General features: G+C 42.2%; 17 protein-coding genes. 8 read left to right on the top strand and 9 right to left on the bottom strand.

All coding sequences use genetic code 11. The features are described from left to right. Nucleotides 1–211: 211 nt before the first annotated feature. Complete coding sequence (locus tag BN8908_RS13435; RefSeq protein WP_068691126.1) at nucleotides 212–2,566, bottom strand: ABC transporter permease; 2,355 nt, start codon at nucleotides 2,564–2,566, stop codon at nucleotides 212–214. A gap of 431 nt (nucleotides 2,567–2,997) precedes the next feature. Continuing rightward, nucleotides 2,998–4,029 carry an endonuclease/exonuclease/phosphatase family protein gene (locus tag BN8908_RS13430; protein ID WP_068692308.1) on the bottom strand — a complete coding sequence of 344 codons (1,032 nt, stop codon included), beginning with the start codon at nucleotides 4,027–4,029 and terminating at the stop codon, nucleotides 2,998–3,000. A gap of 213 nt (nucleotides 4,030–4,242) precedes the next feature. Between BN8908_RS13430 and BN8908_RS13425 the strand changes: the two genes are divergently transcribed. Next, complete coding sequence (locus BN8908_RS13425; RefSeq protein WP_068691125.1) at nucleotides 4,243–4,500, top strand: GlsB/YeaQ/YmgE family stress response membrane protein; 258 nt, start codon at nucleotides 4,243–4,245, stop codon at nucleotides 4,498–4,500. 101 nt (nucleotides 4,501–4,601) lie between these two features. Here the strand turns inward: BN8908_RS13425 and BN8908_RS13420 are convergent, their stop codons facing one another. From BN8908_RS13420 to BN8908_RS18615, 3 genes are all read right to left on the bottom strand, one after another. Continuing rightward, nucleotides 4,602–5,615: a GGGtGRT protein gene (locus BN8908_RS13420; RefSeq protein WP_068691123.1), complete on the bottom strand. Its 1,014-nt coding sequence runs from the start codon at nucleotides 5,613–5,615 to the stop codon at nucleotides 4,602–4,604. A 17-nt stretch (nucleotides 5,616–5,632) separates the two neighbouring features. After that, a complete protein-coding gene (locus BN8908_RS13415) occupies nucleotides 5,633–6,325 on the bottom strand; it encodes an iron-sulfur cluster assembly scaffold protein (RefSeq protein ID WP_021989336.1) in 693 nt (230 codons plus the stop codon). Nucleotides 6,326–6,581: 256 nt separating this feature from the next. After that, the gene (locus tag BN8908_RS18615) at nucleotides 6,582–6,734 is read right to left on the bottom strand and encodes a hypothetical protein (RefSeq protein ID WP_021989335.1); all 153 of its coding nucleotides are present in this window, start codon (nucleotides 6,732–6,734) and stop codon (nucleotides 6,582–6,584) included. Between the two features lie 158 nt (nucleotides 6,735–6,892). On the opposite strand from BN8908_RS18615, the gene BN8908_RS13410 reads away from it, so the two are divergent. From BN8908_RS13410 to BN8908_RS13380, 7 genes are all read left to right on the top strand, one after another. Then, nucleotides 6,893–7,543, top strand: a complete 651-nt coding sequence (locus BN8908_RS13410) for an amino acid kinase family protein (RefSeq protein ID WP_021989334.1) — start codon at nucleotides 6,893–6,895, stop codon at nucleotides 7,541–7,543. A gap of 422 nt (nucleotides 7,544–7,965) precedes the next feature. Further along, nucleotides 7,966–8,517 carry an RNA polymerase sigma-70 factor gene (locus tag BN8908_RS13405; protein ID WP_021989333.1) on the top strand — a complete coding sequence of 184 codons (552 nt, stop codon included), beginning with the start codon at nucleotides 7,966–7,968 and terminating at the stop codon, nucleotides 8,515–8,517. 96 nt (nucleotides 8,518–8,613) lie between these two features. Then, complete coding sequence (locus BN8908_RS13400; RefSeq protein WP_082989266.1) at nucleotides 8,614–9,807, top strand: FecR family protein; 1,194 nt, start codon at nucleotides 8,614–8,616, stop codon at nucleotides 9,805–9,807. A gap of 167 nt (nucleotides 9,808–9,974) precedes the next feature. Continuing rightward, on the top strand, nucleotides 9,975–13,388 hold the full coding sequence (locus BN8908_RS13395) for a SusC/RagA family TonB-linked outer membrane protein (RefSeq protein ID WP_161945877.1): 3,414 nt from the start codon (nucleotides 9,975–9,977) through the stop codon (nucleotides 13,386–13,388). A gap of 11 nt (nucleotides 13,389–13,399) precedes the next feature. Then, complete coding sequence (locus tag BN8908_RS13390; protein WP_068691119.1) at nucleotides 13,400–14,911, top strand: RagB/SusD family nutrient uptake outer membrane protein; 1,512 nt, start codon at nucleotides 13,400–13,402, stop codon at nucleotides 14,909–14,911. A 137-nt stretch (nucleotides 14,912–15,048) separates the two neighbouring features. Then, nucleotides 15,049–16,188 carry a metallophosphoesterase gene (locus BN8908_RS13385; RefSeq protein ID WP_068691117.1) on the top strand — a complete coding sequence of 380 codons (1,140 nt, stop codon included), beginning with the start codon at nucleotides 15,049–15,051 and terminating at the stop codon, nucleotides 16,186–16,188. Nucleotides 16,189–16,468: 280 nt separating this feature from the next. After that, nucleotides 16,469–17,890: an alkaline phosphatase gene (locus BN8908_RS13380; RefSeq protein ID WP_082989265.1), complete on the top strand. Its 1,422-nt coding sequence runs from the start codon at nucleotides 16,469–16,471 to the stop codon at nucleotides 17,888–17,890. Nucleotides 17,891–17,958: 68 nt separating this feature from the next. Here BN8908_RS13380 and BN8908_RS18850 read toward each other — a convergent pair whose 3' ends face one another. From BN8908_RS18850 to BN8908_RS18840, 4 genes are all read right to left on the bottom strand, one after another. Next, entirely contained in the window at nucleotides 17,959–18,102 is a 144-nt protein-coding gene (locus BN8908_RS18850) for a hypothetical protein (protein ID WP_021989328.1), read from the bottom strand. Nucleotides 18,103–18,226: 124 nt separating this feature from the next. Continuing rightward, nucleotides 18,227–18,967 (bottom strand): ATP-binding cassette domain-containing protein, encoded by a 741-nt coding sequence (locus tag BN8908_RS13375; RefSeq protein ID WP_068691115.1) that lies wholly within the window; start codon nucleotides 18,965–18,967, stop codon nucleotides 18,227–18,229. 9 nt (nucleotides 18,968–18,976) lie between these two features. Continuing rightward, nucleotides 18,977–19,864 (bottom strand): glycine betaine ABC transporter substrate-binding protein, encoded by an 888-nt coding sequence (locus BN8908_RS18845; protein WP_068691113.1) that lies wholly within the window; start codon nucleotides 19,862–19,864, stop codon nucleotides 18,977–18,979. Beyond that, nucleotides 19,861–20,508 carry an ABC transporter permease gene (locus tag BN8908_RS18840; protein ID WP_021989325.1) on the bottom strand — a complete coding sequence of 216 codons (648 nt, stop codon included), beginning with the start codon at nucleotides 20,506–20,508 and terminating at the stop codon, nucleotides 19,861–19,863. Before BN8908_RS18840 ends, BN8908_RS18845 begins: the two co-directional genes overlap by 4 nt.

The following is a 20,508-nucleotide window of genomic DNA, read 5'->3' as shown; positions in this document are numbered from 1 at the left end:
CGTTTTATAAAAGAGAAGATAACAAGGATTAGCCTTGAAATAGGTAAAATACAAGTTACAATTGTTAAAATAGGTATATAAATACGAAAAAACATATTTCAAGATCGGGCTTTAAATTTAAAATTTACGATTTTAGATTATGCTCACAATCCTCTCCTGCAAAAAAATGAATCGTAAATCGTAAATCATAAATGAATCTATAGTTTAAAACTTACGATTCTTTTAATCCTTCCACCGGGTTTGTCGTCGCAGCCCGCCAACTTTGCCAGCTTATCGTCAGCAAAGAAATTGAAAATACAATGGCTCCCGATAATACAAATAGCCACCAGTATACCGGAGCTTTGTAGGCAAATCTCGATAACCACGACGAGATAATATAATAAGCCAGTGGACAGGCTATCAGGAAAGAACTCCCCAACAGCAGGAAAAATCCCCGGTTCAGCAGGACCAGAATTTCTTTTTCTGTCGCTCCGTTTACTTTCCGTAATGCAATTTCTTTCCGTTTATATTGTGCATTGTATACAATCATGCCGTATACGCCGATCAGAGAGATGATAATGGCAATCAGTCCGAATAGGGAAATAGCTTGTGTCAGGCGACTTTCTTTTTCGTAACGTTGCTGCATTGTATCATCCAGAAAACGTACATTCAGATTATTGTATTTTGAAAAACGATTGAATACCTGACTTATGTATTTCATGGCATCTCCCGTATTGGGTGATATTTTCAACAATATATAGTCGAAATGATATTGGGGGTCGTTTATACATACAAATTCTAAAGGTGTAATCCCTTGACGTAGCGAAAGATGCTGGACATCCTTTGCGATACCTACAAAGCGGGCTCCACCCGAGATTCCTGCTGTTTCGACCGGTTGACCCATGTACTTTTCCAGGAAGGGCATTTGTTTTAAAGCCGTTTCTGTAAATATGACTTCCGTTTCTTCCCGATTTTGGGAAAATTCATGACCACTGATGAGAGGAATACCCATTAATTGCATAAAACGTCTGTCGACAAACCAGCGGTCGAATTGGAAATTATTTTCATTCCAACTTCCACTAATCGTGGCGGCATTATCACTTTCCGGTATCCAATCGGTATACGCATAATCCGTTATGTCCGGTGATTGCATCAATTCGTTTGTAAAAGCATGTCGCTGATCGAATAACTGTTGGTTAAATTGAAAATAAACGATTTGGTCTTTATGAAATCCTAAAGTATAATTCTGCATGTACCGTTGCTGGTTATTCATAAGTAACATACAAGTAATCAATGCGACGGAGATTACGAATTGAAATGTCATTAGTCCGTTTCTTATCCGTTGTCCCTGGGGAGACAATACAAAATTTCCTTTCAGTACCAATGCCGGTGCAAAAGAGGTAATATAGCGTGCCGGAAAGAAACCGGCTGATAATCCGACTATCAGGATCATCCCTCCGCATCCCAATGTTGTCAGGGGATGTGCTTGGGGAGAAATGGAGGTGGCAAATAGATGTCCGATAAACGAATGGTCTGCTAACTGGAGTAAAAACAGAGATAAAGTGAAGGCTATAGTTGCATAAATCATTGCTTCGCACATCAATTGCAAACGTAATTTTCCGATACCAGCCCCTAAAACTTTATGGGTATTTACACCTTTTATCCGGGCGGGTGCTAAAGACATAGAGAAATTGATAAAATTGATCGTGGCAATCAGTATAATTAAGATAGATACGCCGAAAAGAATTCGTGATGTGGTCAGATTTCCGGTAGGCTTGGTTTCATAAGAGGCCTTCGAATGAAAATAGATATCTGTTAAAGGTGTAACTCTTTTTTCTAATTTTCCGTTTTCGGATACGTCATCGGCGATTTTTAAGTCGTTTAATTGTTTTGTCAGTGCTATTGGGTCTTTCAGGTTACTTTTGATAAAAAACTGGACATTCCAGTTTCCCCAATTCATTTCCTGCTCATTTAATTTAGCATAACAGTTGTTGGAGAAAATCGAATTTCCGGGAAAGTCTTTGTATATTCCTGCGACAGTATAATCTCCCTCAATAGTATTCCATGAACCTCCACTTATTTTCATTCGTCGATTCAGGGCTTCTTCCGCAGAGCCGAACAAACGCGTCGCCTGACTTTCCGGAAGTAGTATCATTCCCGGTTCTGCCAAGGCTTTGCGGGCTTCCCCGTACAATATCTGAAAATCGATAACGTCACACATGGATAGATTGGCGGTAGAAATGGGAATGTTGAATTTATTGATGGCCCCTTGTTCATCTTCGATAGCGACATCCTGGTTTGAGCCGTCCCTTTGAACGAAAGATTGTTCGATAGACGGACATCCTTCTGCCAAAAGTTCACAAACAGGATACGGTACATTCGAACTGAAGCCGTCATTTCCGATTTTCATTTCTACCCGGAATATTCGGTCAGCATTTCGGCGGAATTTATCGTATCCGTTTTCAAAACAGATATGGAATAAGATGGCCATAAATACAGCAGAAGCAACTGTCAATCCCAAAATATTTAATAATCCGGCTGTCCGGAATCGCTTGAAATCTCTTATAAATTCTTTTAAAATTCTCATAATGACGACAATGTGATTAAAACAGTTTTCGTTTTTTTAAAGTTATGGATATTGTTTTTTGGGTTTTATCGGTAATCAATGGGATGCCTGTTAAATCGAATCTGGTTTTTCGGGAATGTGAATTTCCATTGTTTTAAATTATACAATTATCGTGCCTGTTTGTATAAGGTATTGAAATACAATTGTTTATTGGTATTGTTTTAAATGGATTTTGTCAAATAAATAGACATTATCGTATGAAAATTATACAAAATAAAAAGGGAAGATGATTTCTTCCCTTTTTATCCGATTTTAGACCGGTAAATAAACTAATGGCATTCAGAGTATTTAATCAAAAATCATTAATTCTTTCAAGCCGGCTTATCTGATAATTTAAGACTTTGTGTATTCGGCTTATGTACCTGATCAAAATTAACAATCAGCATACGTTACTATTTTAAAGAAAAAGTAGCTAATACGGCTTTGTGGTCGGTTGGCCATGTTGCGAGCGGTTCGATAATCGGGTCGGCCGTATTTTCGTTAATCCGTTCTCCGCGGAGGATATCTCCTTTAGGACCTACCAGGGTTACGTCGGTTAAGGCAAGTCCGTTAAAGGGTGCATATATGATGAAATCAATGCGGTCCCGGTCGTCGGCTTCAGGCGACCAAACCAATTTTTCGAGTGCGATATTCCGGCAATCGGCAGGACAGGTCATGCCCGGATGGGTTACCGGATCGGGATAAAGTTCCCGGTAAGTATCTTTATAGCCTGCTTTCTGCAATAAAGTCGAGACATCCCAGGGTACGACCAATCCCTGATGGTCCCGCATATCTTTTGTCGCCTCTGTCCAATCCAGGTGGGACGGCTCGTTAAAGTCGCCGCCTAAGATAACAATACGTCCGGCTGCTTTGTCTTTTTGGGCTTCCTGAATAAAACAGGCAATGGCATCATCACGTACTGACCGGCGATTCAGAAACAATACGGAATCCAGGTCGGTTACGGGAGTTTGTTTTTCCCAGGTATTGCCGTTGTAGCCGCGTACATCGTAATAGGCACAGTTCCGGTAGTCCAGATGAGCCGTATAAACGGCAAATTCCTGATTGCCGATTTTAGTGATCATTTTATAGATACTGCCCCGGTCGTTTTTTTCCGGATAAACGGTAACACTGTCGGTGATGGGATAACGGCTTAATAAACCGCTGTCGTAAGAATAAAACGAGTAGTAGGTTTGTCCGCGTTTTTTCAGCGCTTCTACAATCCGGTCGCAGAAACGGGTGCTGTGGTAATTACGGACTTCGCTTAATGTGACGAAGTCGGCATCGCTTCGGATAATTTCGTCGGCAATGGCATCGAAACCGCCCGGAACGACCGTCCCTTCCTGCCAGATATTGAATTGCAGAACTTTAAATGTTTTTGTCTGCCTGCAAGAAAAAAGGCAGGTTGCCAATAGTAAGACGAAGCAGAATTGAATGGCATTTTTCATTTCTTTTATTTTATAAAATAATAACTGGGGTTGATTTTTTTCGGATGGTAAAGCTAAAGCCAATAAGTTAAATGTGAAAATATTTTCCTGTATAAAATCATCAGAAAAATAGAAATATGAGGGTATCGTCGATTGAAAATGATGATTTTTCCAAACTATTTTGTGCAGGATAAGTTTAAAGAAATAGTAAGTATAATTTAAAAACAAGGAGTTATGATGTTTATTTGGTATATTATCATTGGGCTTATTGCCGGTTGGGCTGCCGGTAAAATTATGCGGGGCGGTGGATTCGGCTTCTTTATCAATCTGATTGTCGGGATTATCGGAGGTGTATTGGGCGGCTGGTTGTTTAGCTTGGTCGGTCTTCGGTCTACCGGAGGAATTATCGGAAGTTTGATTGTTTCTACATTCGGTGCAATTGTCCTGCTTTGGTTTGTAGCCTTGATGAATCCGCCTTCACGCCGTAAGTAAAAGAAAATGTGTTTTGTCGTTTTTCGAACAAAAACTGAAGATGTAAAAAATCCTGCCGATACAAACCGACAGGATTTTTATATAGACAATCGGCTTCCCGATTATTTTTTCAAAGCTTCTGCAATCGATACGGCAACAGCCACGGTAGCACCTACCATCGGGTTGTTACCCATACCGAGGAAGCCCATCATTTCCACGTGAGCGGGAACGGAAGACGAACCGGCGAACTGGGCGTCGCTGTGCATACGTCCGAGGGTGTCGGTCATACCGTAAGATGCAGGACCGGCAGCCATGTTGTCCGGGTGCAGGGTGCGTCCCGTACCACCGCCGGATGCTACAGAGAAATACGGTTTACCGGCCAATACACGTTCTTTTTTATAAGTACCTGCAACCGGGTGTTGGAAACGGGTAGGATTGGTAGAGTTACCGGTAATGGAAACATCTACGCCTTCTTTCCACATGATAGCAACACCTTCCCGAACGTCGTCGGCACCGTAACAATTTACTTTTGCACGGGGACCGTCGGAGTAAGCTTTGGTTTTTACCACTTTCAAATCTCCGGTATAATAATCGAATTCAGTTTGCACATAGGTAAAGCCGTTGATACGGGAAATGATCATAGCAGCGTCTTTTCCCAAACCGTTCAAAATGACACGTAACGGATTTTTGCGTACTTTGTTGGCCATTTCAGCAATTTTGATGGCACCTTCGGCAGCTGCGAAAGATTCGTGACCCGCCAGGAAAGCGAAACACTGGGTTTCTTCACGCAACAAACGGGCAGCCAGGTTTCCATGACCTAAACCTACTTTACGGTCGTCGGCAACAGAACCGGCAATACAGAAAGCTTGCAGGCCTTCGCCGATAGCTTCGGCAGCATCTGCGGCATTTACACATCCTTTTTTAATAGCGATAGCAGCGCCTACAACGTAAGCCCATTTTGCATTTTCGAAACAGATATTCTGTGTTTGTTCACACTCTAAATAAGGATCGATTCCTTTTGCTTCGCAAATGGCTTCTGCCTCTTCGATAGAAGCGATACCATAGGAGTTCAATACTTTATTGATCTGGTTGATCCGACGATCCTGACTTTCAAATTTTACTTCTCTTTTTGCCATTGTATGTTCCTCCTATTTTATTCGTGACGTGGGTCAATATATTTAGCTGCATTGGCGAAACGTCCGTAGTTTGCAGTGGCTTTCTTCAATGCTTCGTTGGCATCGGTACCTTTTTTGATCAGGTCCATCATAACACCGAGGCGTACGAATTCATATCCGCATACTTCCCCGTCTTCGTCAAGTGCCAGGCGGGAGATATAACCTTCAGCCATTTCCAGATAACGAACACCTTTAGCTTTCGTTGAAAACATCGTACCAACCTGGCTGCGCAGACCTTTACCTAAGTCTTCCAGGCCGGCGCCGATAGGCAGACCGCCTTCAGAAAATGCACTCTGGGTACGTCCGTATACAATCTGCAGGAATAATTCGCGCATAGCGGTATTGATAGCATCACATACCAAGTCGGTATTCAATGCTTCCAATAAAGTTTTACCTGTCAGAATTTCAGCAGCCATAGCAGCCGAGTGCGTCATACCGGAGCAACCGATCGTTTCTATCAATGCTTCTTCAATAATCCCGTCTTTGATATTCAATGTCAGTTTACAAGCCCCTTGTTGAGGTGCACACCAACCGATACCATGGGTTAAACCTGAAATATCTTTGATTTCTTTCGCTTTTACCCATTTCCCTTCTTCGGGGATTGGGGCAGGACCGTGGTTCGGGCCTTTTTTTACAACACACATGTGTTGTACTTCGTGTGAATAAATCATTATTTTAGCTTTTATTGATTAATATATTGTTACACATTGCTTTCACGCGCACAATTAGGACAAAGATACGGGTTTGTTTGGAATAAAAAATAAGTTTATACAGATATTATTGTGCATACGTTTGCAGTGAAATATCTGAAAATCAGGTTGTGTATAAGATTATAGCAAAAACAGGGTATAATGTTAAAATCTATATATTATAGTAAGAAAAACAGGAATAATGTTTGATATTCCAAAAGGTTTATTCTATTTTTGCTTACATCATGAAGTCGAATTGTAACTGCCATAATGCAAGTAGCATGCTTTCTTTACAGCATGAATGCGGAATTCCGTCCGTAGGCACTGTGATTACAATTACGACGGTTACTACCACAACAACGACAACCCCTTTGGGGGTATAGTTTGTCATATTGCCAATTTGTATTATTTCTATTCCGGTCCAGGACCGGGAGTTGGCCTTTCATCGTTTTCGATTTACGATTGAATGGAATCACGGGAAAGTGGGTCTGTTTTTTAATCGGAATTATTTATTTACAATTTGAAAATTTACAATTTAAATATAGAATTATGTTGATATATAAGTTTAAAGGAGCTGTCATGCAGAATCCTGAAATGATTGCCGGAATAAGAAATGAGATACAAAAACAAAGTGAAAATTGTATTGTGGTTGTTTCTGCATTGAAAGGCGTAATGCCTCGTTTGCGTGCATTATATGCACTGAGTTTGAAAAAAGGAAGTGGTTTTGAGGAAGAATTTAAAGAATTTCGTCATGTTCATGCCGATTTGGCGGAACATTTATTGGCTGGGAATAAATTATCCGAATACCTGGAAGACATGCAAAAGCATTTGGATGAGTTATATGAAATATTGCATCAGGTGGCTCCCGTGAAGGAAGCTTCACAGGCAATGAAAGATTATATTCTGGCCAAGGGGGATATCCTTTCGTCTTTGCTTTTCAGCAAATTATTTGAAAATGCTTCCTGGAAGGATTCCCGGGATTTTATAATTACCGATAGTAATTTTGGGGCTCCGGAGATTTTGTGGGAAGAAAGTTGCGAGGCGGTTTCCCGGGAGTTTAGGGATACCGGGGGAATAACTGTCGTTCCGGGATATTGTGGAAAGACAAAAAGCGGATATAGTATTTCTTTAGGGAGGGTCGGCCTGTCACTGACGGCCGCATTACTGGAATCGGCTTTTCAGAAAGTAAAAGTTGCTTAAAACGCTATTGAAATGAGTGCATTACAAAATCTTTGGATGCTTTGTTATCCAAGGATTTTGTGTTGTTATTCTTTTTATTTTAAATTTGACCGGAGAAACGTTCATATAAATTGTAAATTTTAGATTGACGATTTTAGATTATACCTGCAATCTTTTTCTGTAAAAGGAGGAATTGTAGGGTAAAAACGTAAATCTGCAATTAAAACGACCATTAAAATTTGTTGTATAAGATCGGTTGGGACAATAAAACTCCCCGTTTCTTTACTTTTCTTTTTTAAACAATATTCTATTTATTATCAAATGATTAGAATGCGGTATCCCGCATTATATCTGTGTATTTTTTTCCTGCAAAGGACTGTAATTTTTACACTTCAAGCCCCAGATTTAACGGTCGTTTAATCTGGTTAACCAATATGTTTTAGATGGCGGATGCAATAAAAGTGGATATTACTGACGTGAAAGTTTTTCGGCGGTTGTTCGATGACTTTTATGAACCGTTGTGTATTTTCGGTGAGCGTTATGTTGGAGATGCCGAATGCGTGGCGGATTTGGTTCAGGAATGTTTTATCCGTTTGTGGCAAAGGAGGGAGGATTTCGAATATCTGCATCAATTGAAGGGATTTCTGTATACTTCTGTAAAGAACAGGGCACTCAATGAACTGGAGCACCGGAAAATAAAACTGGGCTATGCAGGAAAAATACTGGAGCAGGGAGAAGAGTCCTTTTTCCGGGATCACGTAATAGAGGAAGAAGCTTATCGTATTCTCCGGCAAGCCATTGAGCAGTTGCCTGAGCAAACCCGTAAGGTCATGTTATTGGCGTTGGAGGGAAAAGACAATAGGGAAATTGCAGAAACGTTGTCGATGGCTGTAGGGACCGTACATACACATAAAAAAATCGCTTATAAGCGTCTGCGGGAATTTTTGAAAGGATATTACTATTTGTTTACTTTCCTGTTGTATCTGATTCGTTAAATTATTGCCGTTTTTTTAATCGTAAGCGATTATTTCCAAAAAAAAATTAAAAAAAGTTTGATTTGGTTTACCCCTGATCGGGGTTTAAACTGTTATATGGATAAAAAAGAGGCTATGTTGGAAAAAGAATTTGAGATTGCGTCCTTGATTGCCGGATACCGGACGGGAATATTGACGGAGGAAGAAAAAGCCTGTTTACAGGAATGGATCGATTCTTCTCTGTCGGCAAAGCTGTTATTTGAAAAGTTAGACAATCCGGAAAATTTCCGGGAACTTTGCTCGATGGCGCAGAAATATGATCGTAGCCGTGCCTGGAGTAAAATAGAGAAAAGTATCCGGCGGGAACGTAATCTCAAAATTCAAAAATACATCGGCTATGCGGCTTCGGTTGTTTTGCCTTTGGCCGTATGTTATTTTTTATTGAGAAATTCAGCGGAGGAGTGCTGTTCGTTAAGTAGTCATCAGACGGTTTGTAACGATCGGATTCAACCCGGAACAACAAAGGCAATTTTAACTTTAGGGGATGGGACTGTTGTGGATATTGAAAAAGAAAACTCATTTGAGGTATTGGAAGAAGGCGGTGCGAAAATCCGCAAAGATTCCGCCTGTCTGAATTATCAGAATGAGACGAAAATCATTCCGGAGCAGAAGGTTATATACAACCGGATTGATATACCGAGAGGAGGTGAATATACGCTGAAACTGAGTGATGGAAGCCGGGTACATTTGAATGCCATGAGTTCCTTACGGTATCCGGTAAATTTTACAGAAGATAAAAGGATGGTGGAATTGCAGGGAGAAGCTTATTTCGAGGTAGTAAAGGCCGGAAAACCTTTTATTGTAAAGGCCGGAGATGTGGAGGTGAAAGTTTTGGGAACGGAGTTCAATGTATGCTGCTATGCCGATGAGGATATTATCGGAACGACATTGGTAAAAGGATGTGTCAATATCACAACTCCTCGAGTCGGTCCGCTTGTGCTGACACCTTCACAACAGGCCAATTTCAGCCGGGAGACAAAGGACGTACAGGTGAAAACCGTCGATGTTTCGGAATATACAGCCTGGAAAGAAGGATATTTCCGTTTTAAAGACTGGCGTTTGGAGGACATTATGAATTACCTGTCCCGTTGGTATGATATGCATGTATTTTATGCTAACCCGAAAGTGAAAGATTTGCGCTTCGGTTGTAGCATCAGCCGGTATGGAAGTGTAGAGCCGATATTGCAGTTGTTGGAAGATACCAGAAAGGTAAGAGTGGAAATAAAAGGAAATACAATTGTTTTCCGGTAAAATGAAATCAAAATGATGAGATAAAAATAAAAGCAGGAAATGCGCTAACATTTCCTGCCGGTAGCGATTTCTGCGCAAACAGAAATCATAAGTTTAACTAAACATCCAAAGTTATGAACAAAAATCGAATTTCCTTCTGTGAGGGGGGATTAAAAAAAGTCTTTTTTATGATGAGGCTATCGTTTTATCTGGTATTATTGGGATGTCTGCATGTGAGTGCTGCGATAGACGCTCAGACACGTGTGGCTCTTAATGTCAAGAATGTAACTCTCCATGATGTCATTTGGGAGTTGCAGAAACAGACCGGTTTCGTATTCCTGTACAGTACACAGGATATAGAATCAGTCCGTTTGTCGGAGGTTTCGGCAGCCGATAAAAGCGTAAAGGAAGTATTGGACGACTGCCTGAAAAATACCGGGTTGACATATAATATTCAGGATGATGTGATTGTCATTCGCAAAGCGGAAGCACTTCCGGCACTTCCACAGCAAACGATTGCGGTCAGGGGAATTGTCCGGGATGATTCCGGGGAAACCTTACCGGGTGTGTCTGTCCGGATAAAGGGAACATCTACCGGTACTGCAACCGATGTTCAGGGACGTTTTGAAATTAAAGTTCCTTCTTTAAAAAATACGATTCTGGTGTTTTCTTTTGTCGGGATGATTCCTCAGGAAGTGTCTGCTTCCGATAAAGAAATGCAGATTGTCATGCAACGGGAAGATACCCAATTGGATGAAGTTGTCGTAACCGGTTACAGTACCGTTAGCCGTGAAGCTTATACAGGATCGGCAACGGTCGTAGGGGCTGATAAGATTGCCGAACGCCCGGTAGCTTCTTTTCAGGATGTGCTTCGGGGGAATTCCCCGGGTACGTTGGTTACCTCCACCGGGCAACCGGGTGTCGGAGCAACTATCCGTTTGAGAGGTATCAGTTCGATGAATGCCTCGAATGCGCCGCTTTATGTCGTGGACGGTGTCGTTTGGGATGCTGCTAATATGTCAGGGGATGCCGAATATCCGACCAACCCGTTGAATACACTTAACCCTTCGGATATTGCCAGTATGACGATATTGAAAGATGCCGCTTCTTCTTCTCTTTACGGTTCGAGGGGTGCGAACGGGGTGATTGTAATTACGACCAAACAGGGAAAACAAGGGCAAAAGGTCAATTATACGGTAGATGTACAGTTCGGTGTATCCAGGATATTCAAGGCATCGAAGCCTGACTTGGTAAACCGGGAGGAATTTATCGACCTGTGGCTGGAAGGAGAGATGCATTATCAGATTCAGAGGAAAGCAGGTAAAAAATTTTTCGACGAAGTGAAGAAGATATATGCGGATAAAGAAGGATATAAATTCTCGGGTAAGAATTATAATGAGTGGATGAATCTGGCTAAAAGTGAATTCAATAAACAATTTAAGATTTACAATCCCGTCAAGGATGATTATTACAATGCATTTTTTGATAAAGACGGTGCAAAAGGGGAAGATTACAGCCGTTTGCCTGATGTCGACTGGTATGATGAAGTTACCCGTGTGGCTCCGTTCCAAAAAATCAATGCGTCGGCCAGAGGAGGAAACGATGTCGTAAAATTCTATACCTCACTGGAATATTTCAATCAGCAGGGGATACTCCGGAGCAGCGAGTTGAAACGGTATTCGTTCCGGGCAAATTTGTCGTCGGACAACGCCAACCGCTTTCTTAACTGGGGAATCAGCAATATGATGAGTTATTCCGACCAAAGCGGGCCACGCCGTGATGCTTTAGGGTATGCTATGCCTCAGTATACGGCATTGTCCCTGGCTCCTATTGTTCCTGTAAAATTGGAAGACGGATCGTATAATTTTAAATTTCCGAGTAATGTCAACAGTAATATGAATCCGGTGGCTATCGGAAAATATTACACTTATGCCCGGCCTCAATTGAAAGCCCTGCTTTCCGGCTGGTTGAAATTTAATTTTACGAAATGGCTGAATTTTAAAAGTGTGGCTGCCGTCGATTATCTCCATACAAGGAAACGGCATTACTACGACAAGGATTTCGGCGATGGTAAAAAGGATAACGGTTATTTGTCAGAGAGAGATGCCCGCCGGACCATGATTACCAATTCGAACCTGTTGTATTTTAATAAGACGTTCGGGGGTGTACACGATGTGTCAGCTTACGGAGGTATAGAGCTTGAAACGATGACCAGTGCTTATATCGCGGCCAGTGGTAAAAACTTTCTATCCGATGATTATCCGTACTTATCGGCTTCTTCCGTCCCGGGCGGTGTAAGCGGCAGCGGCGATGAATATGCGATGTTTTCCTGGCTGATGAAACTGGATTACGCTTACGACAATAAATATTATATCGGCGGTTCCTTCCGTAGCGACCGTTCTTCCCGTTTTCATCCGGATCACCGGGTCGGTAATTTCTGGTCGGTTTCAGGAGCCTGGCGGATTTCTCAGGAAAAATTCCTGCAGGATAATCCTGTGATCAATAACCTGAAACTGAAAGTCAGTTACGGTATAAACGGAACTTTACCCAGTAGTTATTATTCCTGGCGTTCCAGATACGGATTCGGGTATGATTATGCCGGAGATTTGGGAATCGCTCCGGTAAGTATTTCGAATAAAAAGCTGACCTGGGAAGAAAATAAAGTATTCAATGTCGGATTGGATATCCGTATGTGGGACCGCCTGAATATCGGTTTGGAATATTACAGTCGTAAATCGAGCAATCTGTTACTGGATGAGCCTATTTCTATGGTTACCGGTCACGAAGACCGTTTGGTGAATTCCAGTGCAGGCTTGAAAAATCAGGGAATAGAGTTGGAAATGTCCGTTGATATTATCAGAGACAGAAGAGTAAACTGGGAATTCAGTATGAACCTGGCTACATTGAAAAATAAGTTTTTCGGCTTGAAGAGTGACGATATCGGTACTCAGATTAAGCGCAACGGGGAAAGCTATTATTCCTGGTATTTGAGGAAATGGGCCGGTACCGATCCGGAAACGGGAGAACAACGTTGGTATTATACGGATACGGACGGTAAAAAAGCCATCACTAAAAATTACGATGAAGCGGAACGGAAAATCGTCGGTTGTGCACTGCCGAAAGTGAACGGAGGTTTTTCAACGGTGATCAGTTTCGAAGGCCTGGAGTTGAGCTGTCTGTTTACCTACGGGTTGAGACATAAGGTGTTGGATTATACGGGGCGGGTAGCGACGAAGAACGACGGAAAGAGAGATTACCGGACCATGGAACGGGATCAGCTCGACCGTTGGACACCGGATAATCCCGGAGGAAAAAATCCTTTGCGGATCAATACGAAATGGGATCGATGGTTATCAACCCGTTATCTTTATAAAGGCGATTATCTGAAATTCAAAAATCTGAAATTGCAGTATACTTTCCCTACACACGTAGTGAGTAAAATTCGTCTGGGAGGTGTAAAAATTTTTGCACAGGCAGAAAATCTGATCGCTTTTACTGCATTGAAAGGATACGATCCGGAAATGACATTGAACGGGTACCGGAATCCCGACGATTATCCGTCGGCTACGACTTACACGGCAGGATTACAGATTAACTTTTAAATTCAGGAATCATGAAAAAATATTATATATTCTTTGTATTGTTCCTTCTGGTAAACGCAGGTTGTGACGATTTTCTGGACAGGATGAATTATACCCAGATCGATGAAGGTGAGGTATTTAAAACGGTAGAGAATGCTCAGGGTGCTCTGACCGGAGTGTACGATAAATTGTCCGATGCAGACTTTTACGGCCGGCATATACAGGCTTATGAAGCTGCCAAAGGACCCGATTTCTTTGTGCTGTCTTCCAGCGGTAACCGGTATGAAAAAGAGAATGCTTACGATGAAACTTCTTCTTCTGCCGGTTATGCCAAGGATACCTGGAAGAAATTATATAGCACGGTTAAAGCGTCGGTTCTGATTATTAACGGGATCGATCAGGCAGAAGGAACGGATGCCGAAAAAGGACGGATTAAAGGAGAAGCATTGGCACTGAGAGGGCTGACCTACTTTGAATTGATGCGTAACTTTGCTTATCCGCCGATTTTCTCTTTCCCGGGGAAACCCGGATATGCCGATCAATACAAATTCGGTGTACCTGTAGCATTGACAGTTGAAGATCTGAAACGGATGGAAGAAAAACCGGAAGGACGGAAAGATGCGAAATATTGCTACGAAGAAGTGATTGTCAAAGATTTGTCGGCTGCCCGGGATTTATTGAAGCAATACGGGGGTGGGGAAGGAAAGAGCATTTCTTATCCGGCAGTATGTGCTTTGTTGTCCCGCGTATATCTTTATATGGGAGAATGGGAAGCTGCGAGAGATGCGGCCTTGGACGGACTTTCGGCGACGAAGACAAAAATGATCGATCCTAAAGATTATGCAGGCACATACTGGAAACCCTTTAACAGTGAAAGTGTCTGGGAATTACAATATACGGAAACGGATAATCTCAGTACGAATTCCCTGAATTATTTATTGAGATATCAAACTATAGATAAACCGGGAGATCCGAAAGACGGGCAGGTTGAGAGTGAGATCGGATACGGAGCTTACGGATTACAGGATGCCTGGGTAGATTTGGTAAAAGAAGTGGAAGGAGATGTCAGGACCTATCTGGTTTGTAAAACCCGGAACAAATACAACGCTTGTCGTAAATATATAGGCAATCCCCATTATCTGCACAATATTTGCCTGGTGCGCTTGCCCGAACTTTATCTGAATCTGGCTGAGGCTTATGCCGAATTGGGCTCACCAGATGCCGTAGAGACGCTGAACAATGTATATGAAAAAAGAACGAATAAAAAGTTCGATGCTACGGGTTTGGATAAAGCAGAATTAATCGGAGCGATTCTGAAAGAAAGGAGAAAAGAACTGGCGCTCGAAGGACATACATTTTGGGATTATTTCCGCAGGGCCATTCCTTTTGACCGGGAACCGGAGGAGTGTATCGACAATTCGACGAGTCATATCGATTATACACGGCCTCAGGTGGTTTATCCTATTCCGGAACAGGAAATGGATGCCAATCCCGCTATCCGGAAAGAACAGAACCCCGGTTATTCGGAATATTTGACAAATTAACGGATGTTTGGTAAAATAAAAAATATCTTTGAAATGCAGAACAGAAGCAGAGAGTTTATTTTGTCAGATATAACGGAATATTTTTTGACCGAAAATCCGGTTCATAAATAAATCCGTGGTAATAAAAAGTCAGGTTTATGACAGGTAAAAATCTTATCAGATATTTTTTGATCGTTTGCTTTATGGCAGCCTGTTTTCAGGCTGCTGTAGCAAAAGATCATCAGGAAAAGCAAAGTTCGTTGTCGGCCGATGGGCCTTATATCTTGTATGATAGTACCGGTGGTTTCCGCATGGTATGGGTCGGAGAGGATGCCGTGATCCGGGATACGTCGTATGCTGCTGTACCTGCCGGTTTTTCTTTTCCGGTGGTTTCCGGTAACGGAAAACATCGTTTCCGGGTAAAGTTGCATACTTTCGAACGTCAACCCTGGAAGATGCCGCAACCGGAAAAAATGCTCGTTATCTCGGACCCTCACGGTAATTTGGATTGTTTTGTATCCGTACTGAAAAATAACGGGGTAATCGATGAAAATTACAACTGGAATTTCGGAGACAATCGCTTGGTGATAATAGGAGATGTGTTCGACCGCGGGAAAGACGTATTGCCGGTTTTCTGGCTGATCTATAAATTAGAACAGGAAGCTGCGGAAGCCGGAGGCGGAGTCTCTTTTACGTTAGGTAACCATGAAGAAATGGTATTGCGGGGAGATTGCCGTTATACAAAACGTAAATACAAAGAACTGGCTGATAGCTTGCGGATTGCTTATCAGGATTTGTGGCAGGAAAACAGCGAATTGGGAAGGTGGTTGAGAACCCGGAATCTGGTACAAATTATCGGAAATAATCTGATTGTACACGCCGGATTAAGTGCCGAATTTCTGAAACGTAAAGAGACGGTTTTACAGATGAATGAAACGGTCGGCAAAGGTCTTTCCCTTAATAAAGAAGGCCGAAAGGCTGTATCGGCTACTTCTGCTTTTGTCTTTGATACGAAAGCAGGCCCTTTCTGGTATAGAGGAATGGTAAAATCAGCCGATAAATATCAGCCGGTTTATCTTCCGGACGTCATTCGTTTATTGAAAAAATATAAAGTTGACCGTATTTTGGTCGGTCATACGATTTTTGACGATATGACTACATTTTATCAGGGCAGAGTGATTGCTGTCAATGTCGACAACGAAGAAAATTATGAGAAAGGAAGAGGACGGGGAATTCTGATCGAGGGAAATAAGATTTCAGTGATATATGATAAGAAATCTCCGGAACCGATGTTTTAATTTTAGATTTACGATTTTAGATTGAACCCGCAAAGCAACTCTCAGAAAAAGATTAGATTTATGATTTTAGATTAAATAAATCCGACAACGAATCAACAATTTTTTGCTTGTATTCCAATCTAAAATCGTAAATCTAAACCTTATTTTGGTCGGTGGACTTTTTAATTATTTTGTTACTTTTTCATTAAATTGAAGGAGAAGACGACTGTATTTGAATTTTTGTTTTTATTTTTGAACTTAAATAACGGACAGTATGTTTTTGAATTAATTTAAAAATAAAATGAGAAGAGCGATTTATTTATTATCTGTTTTGGCAGTTGTGCTGTTTTTGTTGCCGCAATGCCAATGTGGGCCTAAAGAAAAGAAGGCAAAGTACGTATTCTATTTTATCGGTGACGGGATGGGGGTAAATCAGGTAAACGGTACAGAAATGTATTTGGCGGAAAAAGAAGGCCGGATTGGTATTAAGCCTTTACATTTCACACAATTTCCTGTTGTGAATTTTGCAACCACTTATTCTAAATACAATTCTGTTACCTGTTCTGCTGCTGCCGGAACGGCATTGGCTTCGGGAATGAAGACGAAAAACGGAACGATAGGTATGGACAGTTTGCATCAGGCTCCGTTATACAGTGTTGCTACAAAAGCGAAAGAAGCGGGTAAAAAAGTCGGAATAACGACATCTGTGAGTGTCGATCATGCTACTCCGGCAGTGTTTTATGCTCATCGTCCGGATCGTGGGATGAGTTACGAAATCGGTACGGATTTGCCGAAAGCCGGTTTTGATTTCTATGCCGGAGCCGGTTTTGTACAACCCAATAATAAAAAAGATTCGACGGCTATCAATTTGTATGAACTGTTTGACAAGGAAGGTTACACTGTAATCCGGGGAATGGAAGAGTATAAAGCCAAAGCCGGGGATGCCGGGAAACTAATTTTTATACAGCAGGAAGGAAGCGATAATTTTTCTCTGCCTTATGCGATAGATCGCTCCGGGAATGATCTGACATTGGCACAGATTACAGAGAATGCGATTGAATTTTTGACCCGGAATAACGATAACGGTTTTTTTCTGATGGTTGAAGGAGGTAAGATCGACTGGGCTTGTCATGGAAATGATGCGGCGACGGCTTTCCGGGAAGTGGTTGATATGGATGAGGCTGTACAGAAAGCGTTGGATTTTTACAATCAGCATCCGGACGAGACGTTGATTGTCATTACAGCCGATCATGAAACCGGAGGTATTGTTTTGGGAACCGGAAAATATGCTTTGAATTTACAGGCTTTGCAATATCAGAAAGTATCGAAGGATAAACTGACGGCAAAACTTCATCAGTTACGGGAAGAAAAAGGAAACAAAGTCAGTTGGGAAGATGTGAAAAGCGTGTTGACAGAAAATCTCGGATTCTGGAATCAGGTGCCGTTGAGTGAAGCTCAGGAGGCTAGATTAAAGGAGGTATACAAAAATACTTTTGGTTCGAAAAACGCGAAACCGGAGAAGAATCTTTATTCTGAAAACGAACAACTGGCTGGAGAGGCCATCCGGATACTCGATGGCATTGCAATGGTCGGTTGGACGAGCGGCAGTCATTCAGCCGGGGTTGTTCCGGTATATGCCATAGGTGCCGGAGCTCAATTGTTCAGTGGTAAACTGGACAATACCGATATTCCGAAGAGAATAGCGCAAGCTGCAGGATATTGACCGGGAAAATGATCACGAAATAGCGCCGGGCCGGAATTCGGTCCGGCGTTTTTTGTTCCCTGAAAAGCTTATTCTGCCTGTTCCGTAATAACAGAGGTAGGCATTTCTTCGTCTTCTTCGATTAATGTAGCTGCAAACAGCCACCACAATAGCAGAATGCAAAGAATAATAGCTCCGATAAGTGTCAGGATTTTTTGATGTTTCTTTTTCATATATTTTTTATTTAAGTATGCTGTGGATAATTCATTGTACGTATTGATCGTTGATTTTTTATCAAGAAATGGAATTTGTTTATATAATCTACAATTTAAAATCCACAATTAAACGGTCGTAAGGTCATTGTATTTCGTGTCCGGTCAGGGCTTTTACAAAGTCGGACTTCGGAGATCGGCGGATTTCATCGGGAGAACCTTCCTGCTCGATACATCCGTTGTTCATGACCAGAACCCGGCTGCCTAATAAAAGGGATTCCCGGATGTCGTGGGTAATGAATACGATCGTCACATGCAATTCCTGATGAATCCGGATAATTTCGGACTGAAGCATTTTCCGGGTAATTTCGTCCACGGCTCCGAAGGGCTCGTCCATCAGAAGAATATCCGGATCGGCGGCAAGTGCCCGGGCTATGCCGACACGCTGCCGTTGTCCTCCGGAAAGTTCGGAAGGATAACGTTCCAACATATCCGGGTCGAGTCCGACCGTTTGAATCAACCGCCCGACGGCTGCCGTTGTCCGTTTTTTGTCTTTTTTGTTGAGCAAACCGGGTACATAGGCTATGTTTTTTCGTATGGTCATGTGCGGAAATAATCCGATGCCTTGAATTACATATCCGATATTACGCCTTAAAAGGGTTTGATTTTCCAGAGAAATGTCTTTCCCGTTGATATATATTTTTCCGGATGTCGGTTGTATTAAGCCGTTAATTAGCTTTAACAAGGTCGTTTTTCCGCTGCCGGAGCTGCCGATGACAGTCAGAAACTCACCTTTCCGGATATCCAGACTGATATCTTTTAAAATGGTATGTTCGTCATAATCTTTCGAGACGTGATCGAATCGTATAGCGGGAAAATCATTCATAAGTCCAGGTTAATTTTGAGTCAGGATTCCCTTGCGTTTCAGAAAATTTAAAGCGACATCGTGTTCCGGTTGGCCTGCTACTTCTACAAGATAGTTGAGTTCGGACATTTCGCTATCCGTTAAAATATGATTCATTTTAGCCAGCACCTGTTTCAGTTCCGGATGTTTTTGCAACGTTTCTTCGCGGACAACGGTTGCACAGTAATAAGTCGGAAAAAAGTGTTTGTCGTCTTCCAGGACGGTCAGGCGGGCACCGTTAAGCTGCCCGTCCGTAGTAAAAATGTTCATAACATCGATTTTATCCGATTTAATGGCTTCGTATTTCAAACCGATATCCATATCCATTGTCTTTTTAAATTTGAGGTTGTAAAATTTACACAGGGCATCGTACCCTTCGTGTATTTCAAAAAAATCATACTCGGCCCCGAATCTGAATTGGTCCGGATAACGGGCCAGATCTGAAAATTTCTGTAGCCCGAATTTACGGGCATTTTCTTCTTTTACGGCGAGGCTATAGGTATTGTTAAAGCCGTAAGGACCGATCCAGACCAGATGGAACTGTTGGCGATAGGCTTCTGCCAGTTGGTCGTAAAGTTGCTGTGGTGGTAGTAAATTATTTTTTTTCAAAACGACCAGCCAGCCGGTTCCCGTATATTCGGGGTATAAGTCGAAATCGCCTTTTACAATTGCCGGGTGGATATTGCTTGTTCCGCCTCCTATTCCTTTGGTGATAACGGGATGGAGCGAGGTGTTGTTTGCAATCAGTATGGCCAGCATTTCTCCCAGGATGAATTGTTCGGTCATCGGTTTGGTGGCAATCCGGATCGTGGTATCCGAATCTTGGCAGCCCACGAATAAAAACAGGCTCGTAAGCAGATAGAGTAGTGTTGTTTTCATACCCGGCTCATTTTGCGTTTCTTTTTGATGTAACTTTCATAGCGACCGACACAACCGTCAGTGAACAAAGCCAATACGGCAATCAGTAAACTGCCGGCGACAGTCATGGCCGGATTGTTAGTGGTAATTCCCCGGTAGATGGCAACGCCTAATCCTCCGGCACCGATGAAGGCGGCGATACCTGCCAAAGCAATCGTCATGACGACCATGTTGCGTAAGCCGGTTAAAATCACCGGGAATGCCAATGGCAATTCGATCCGGTAAAGGAGTTGGAAGGGAGTGCTTCCCATACCGCGGGCGGCTTCTGTGATTTCCGGGTCGATGTTCCGGATGCCGGTATATGTATTCCTTACCATCGGAAGCAAAGCATAGATCGTGAGGGCAATAATAGCGGTGGTATTGCCGATACCTGAAAAAGGTATCAAAAAGCCGAATAAAGCGATCGAAGGAATGGTATAAATGAAATTCGTCAATCCCAGAATCGTACTCCTGCTTCTCCGGTAGCGGCTGATAAAAATACCGAGACATAGTCCGACGACTCCTGCACAGACGATGGCTATAAGGGATATCGTGATGTGTTGTAACATCAGTTGCAGGAAAAAATCCCAACGGTCCCGGTAGAGTGTAAAAATTTCTGTCAGCAT

The organism is Culturomica massiliensis (genome assembly GCF_900091655.1).
In the GTDB taxonomy this organism is placed as follows: Bacteria; Bacteroidota; Bacteroidia; order Bacteroidales; family Marinifilaceae; genus Culturomica; species Culturomica massiliensis.
This window is presented reverse-complemented; position numbering and strand designations above follow the sequence as displayed.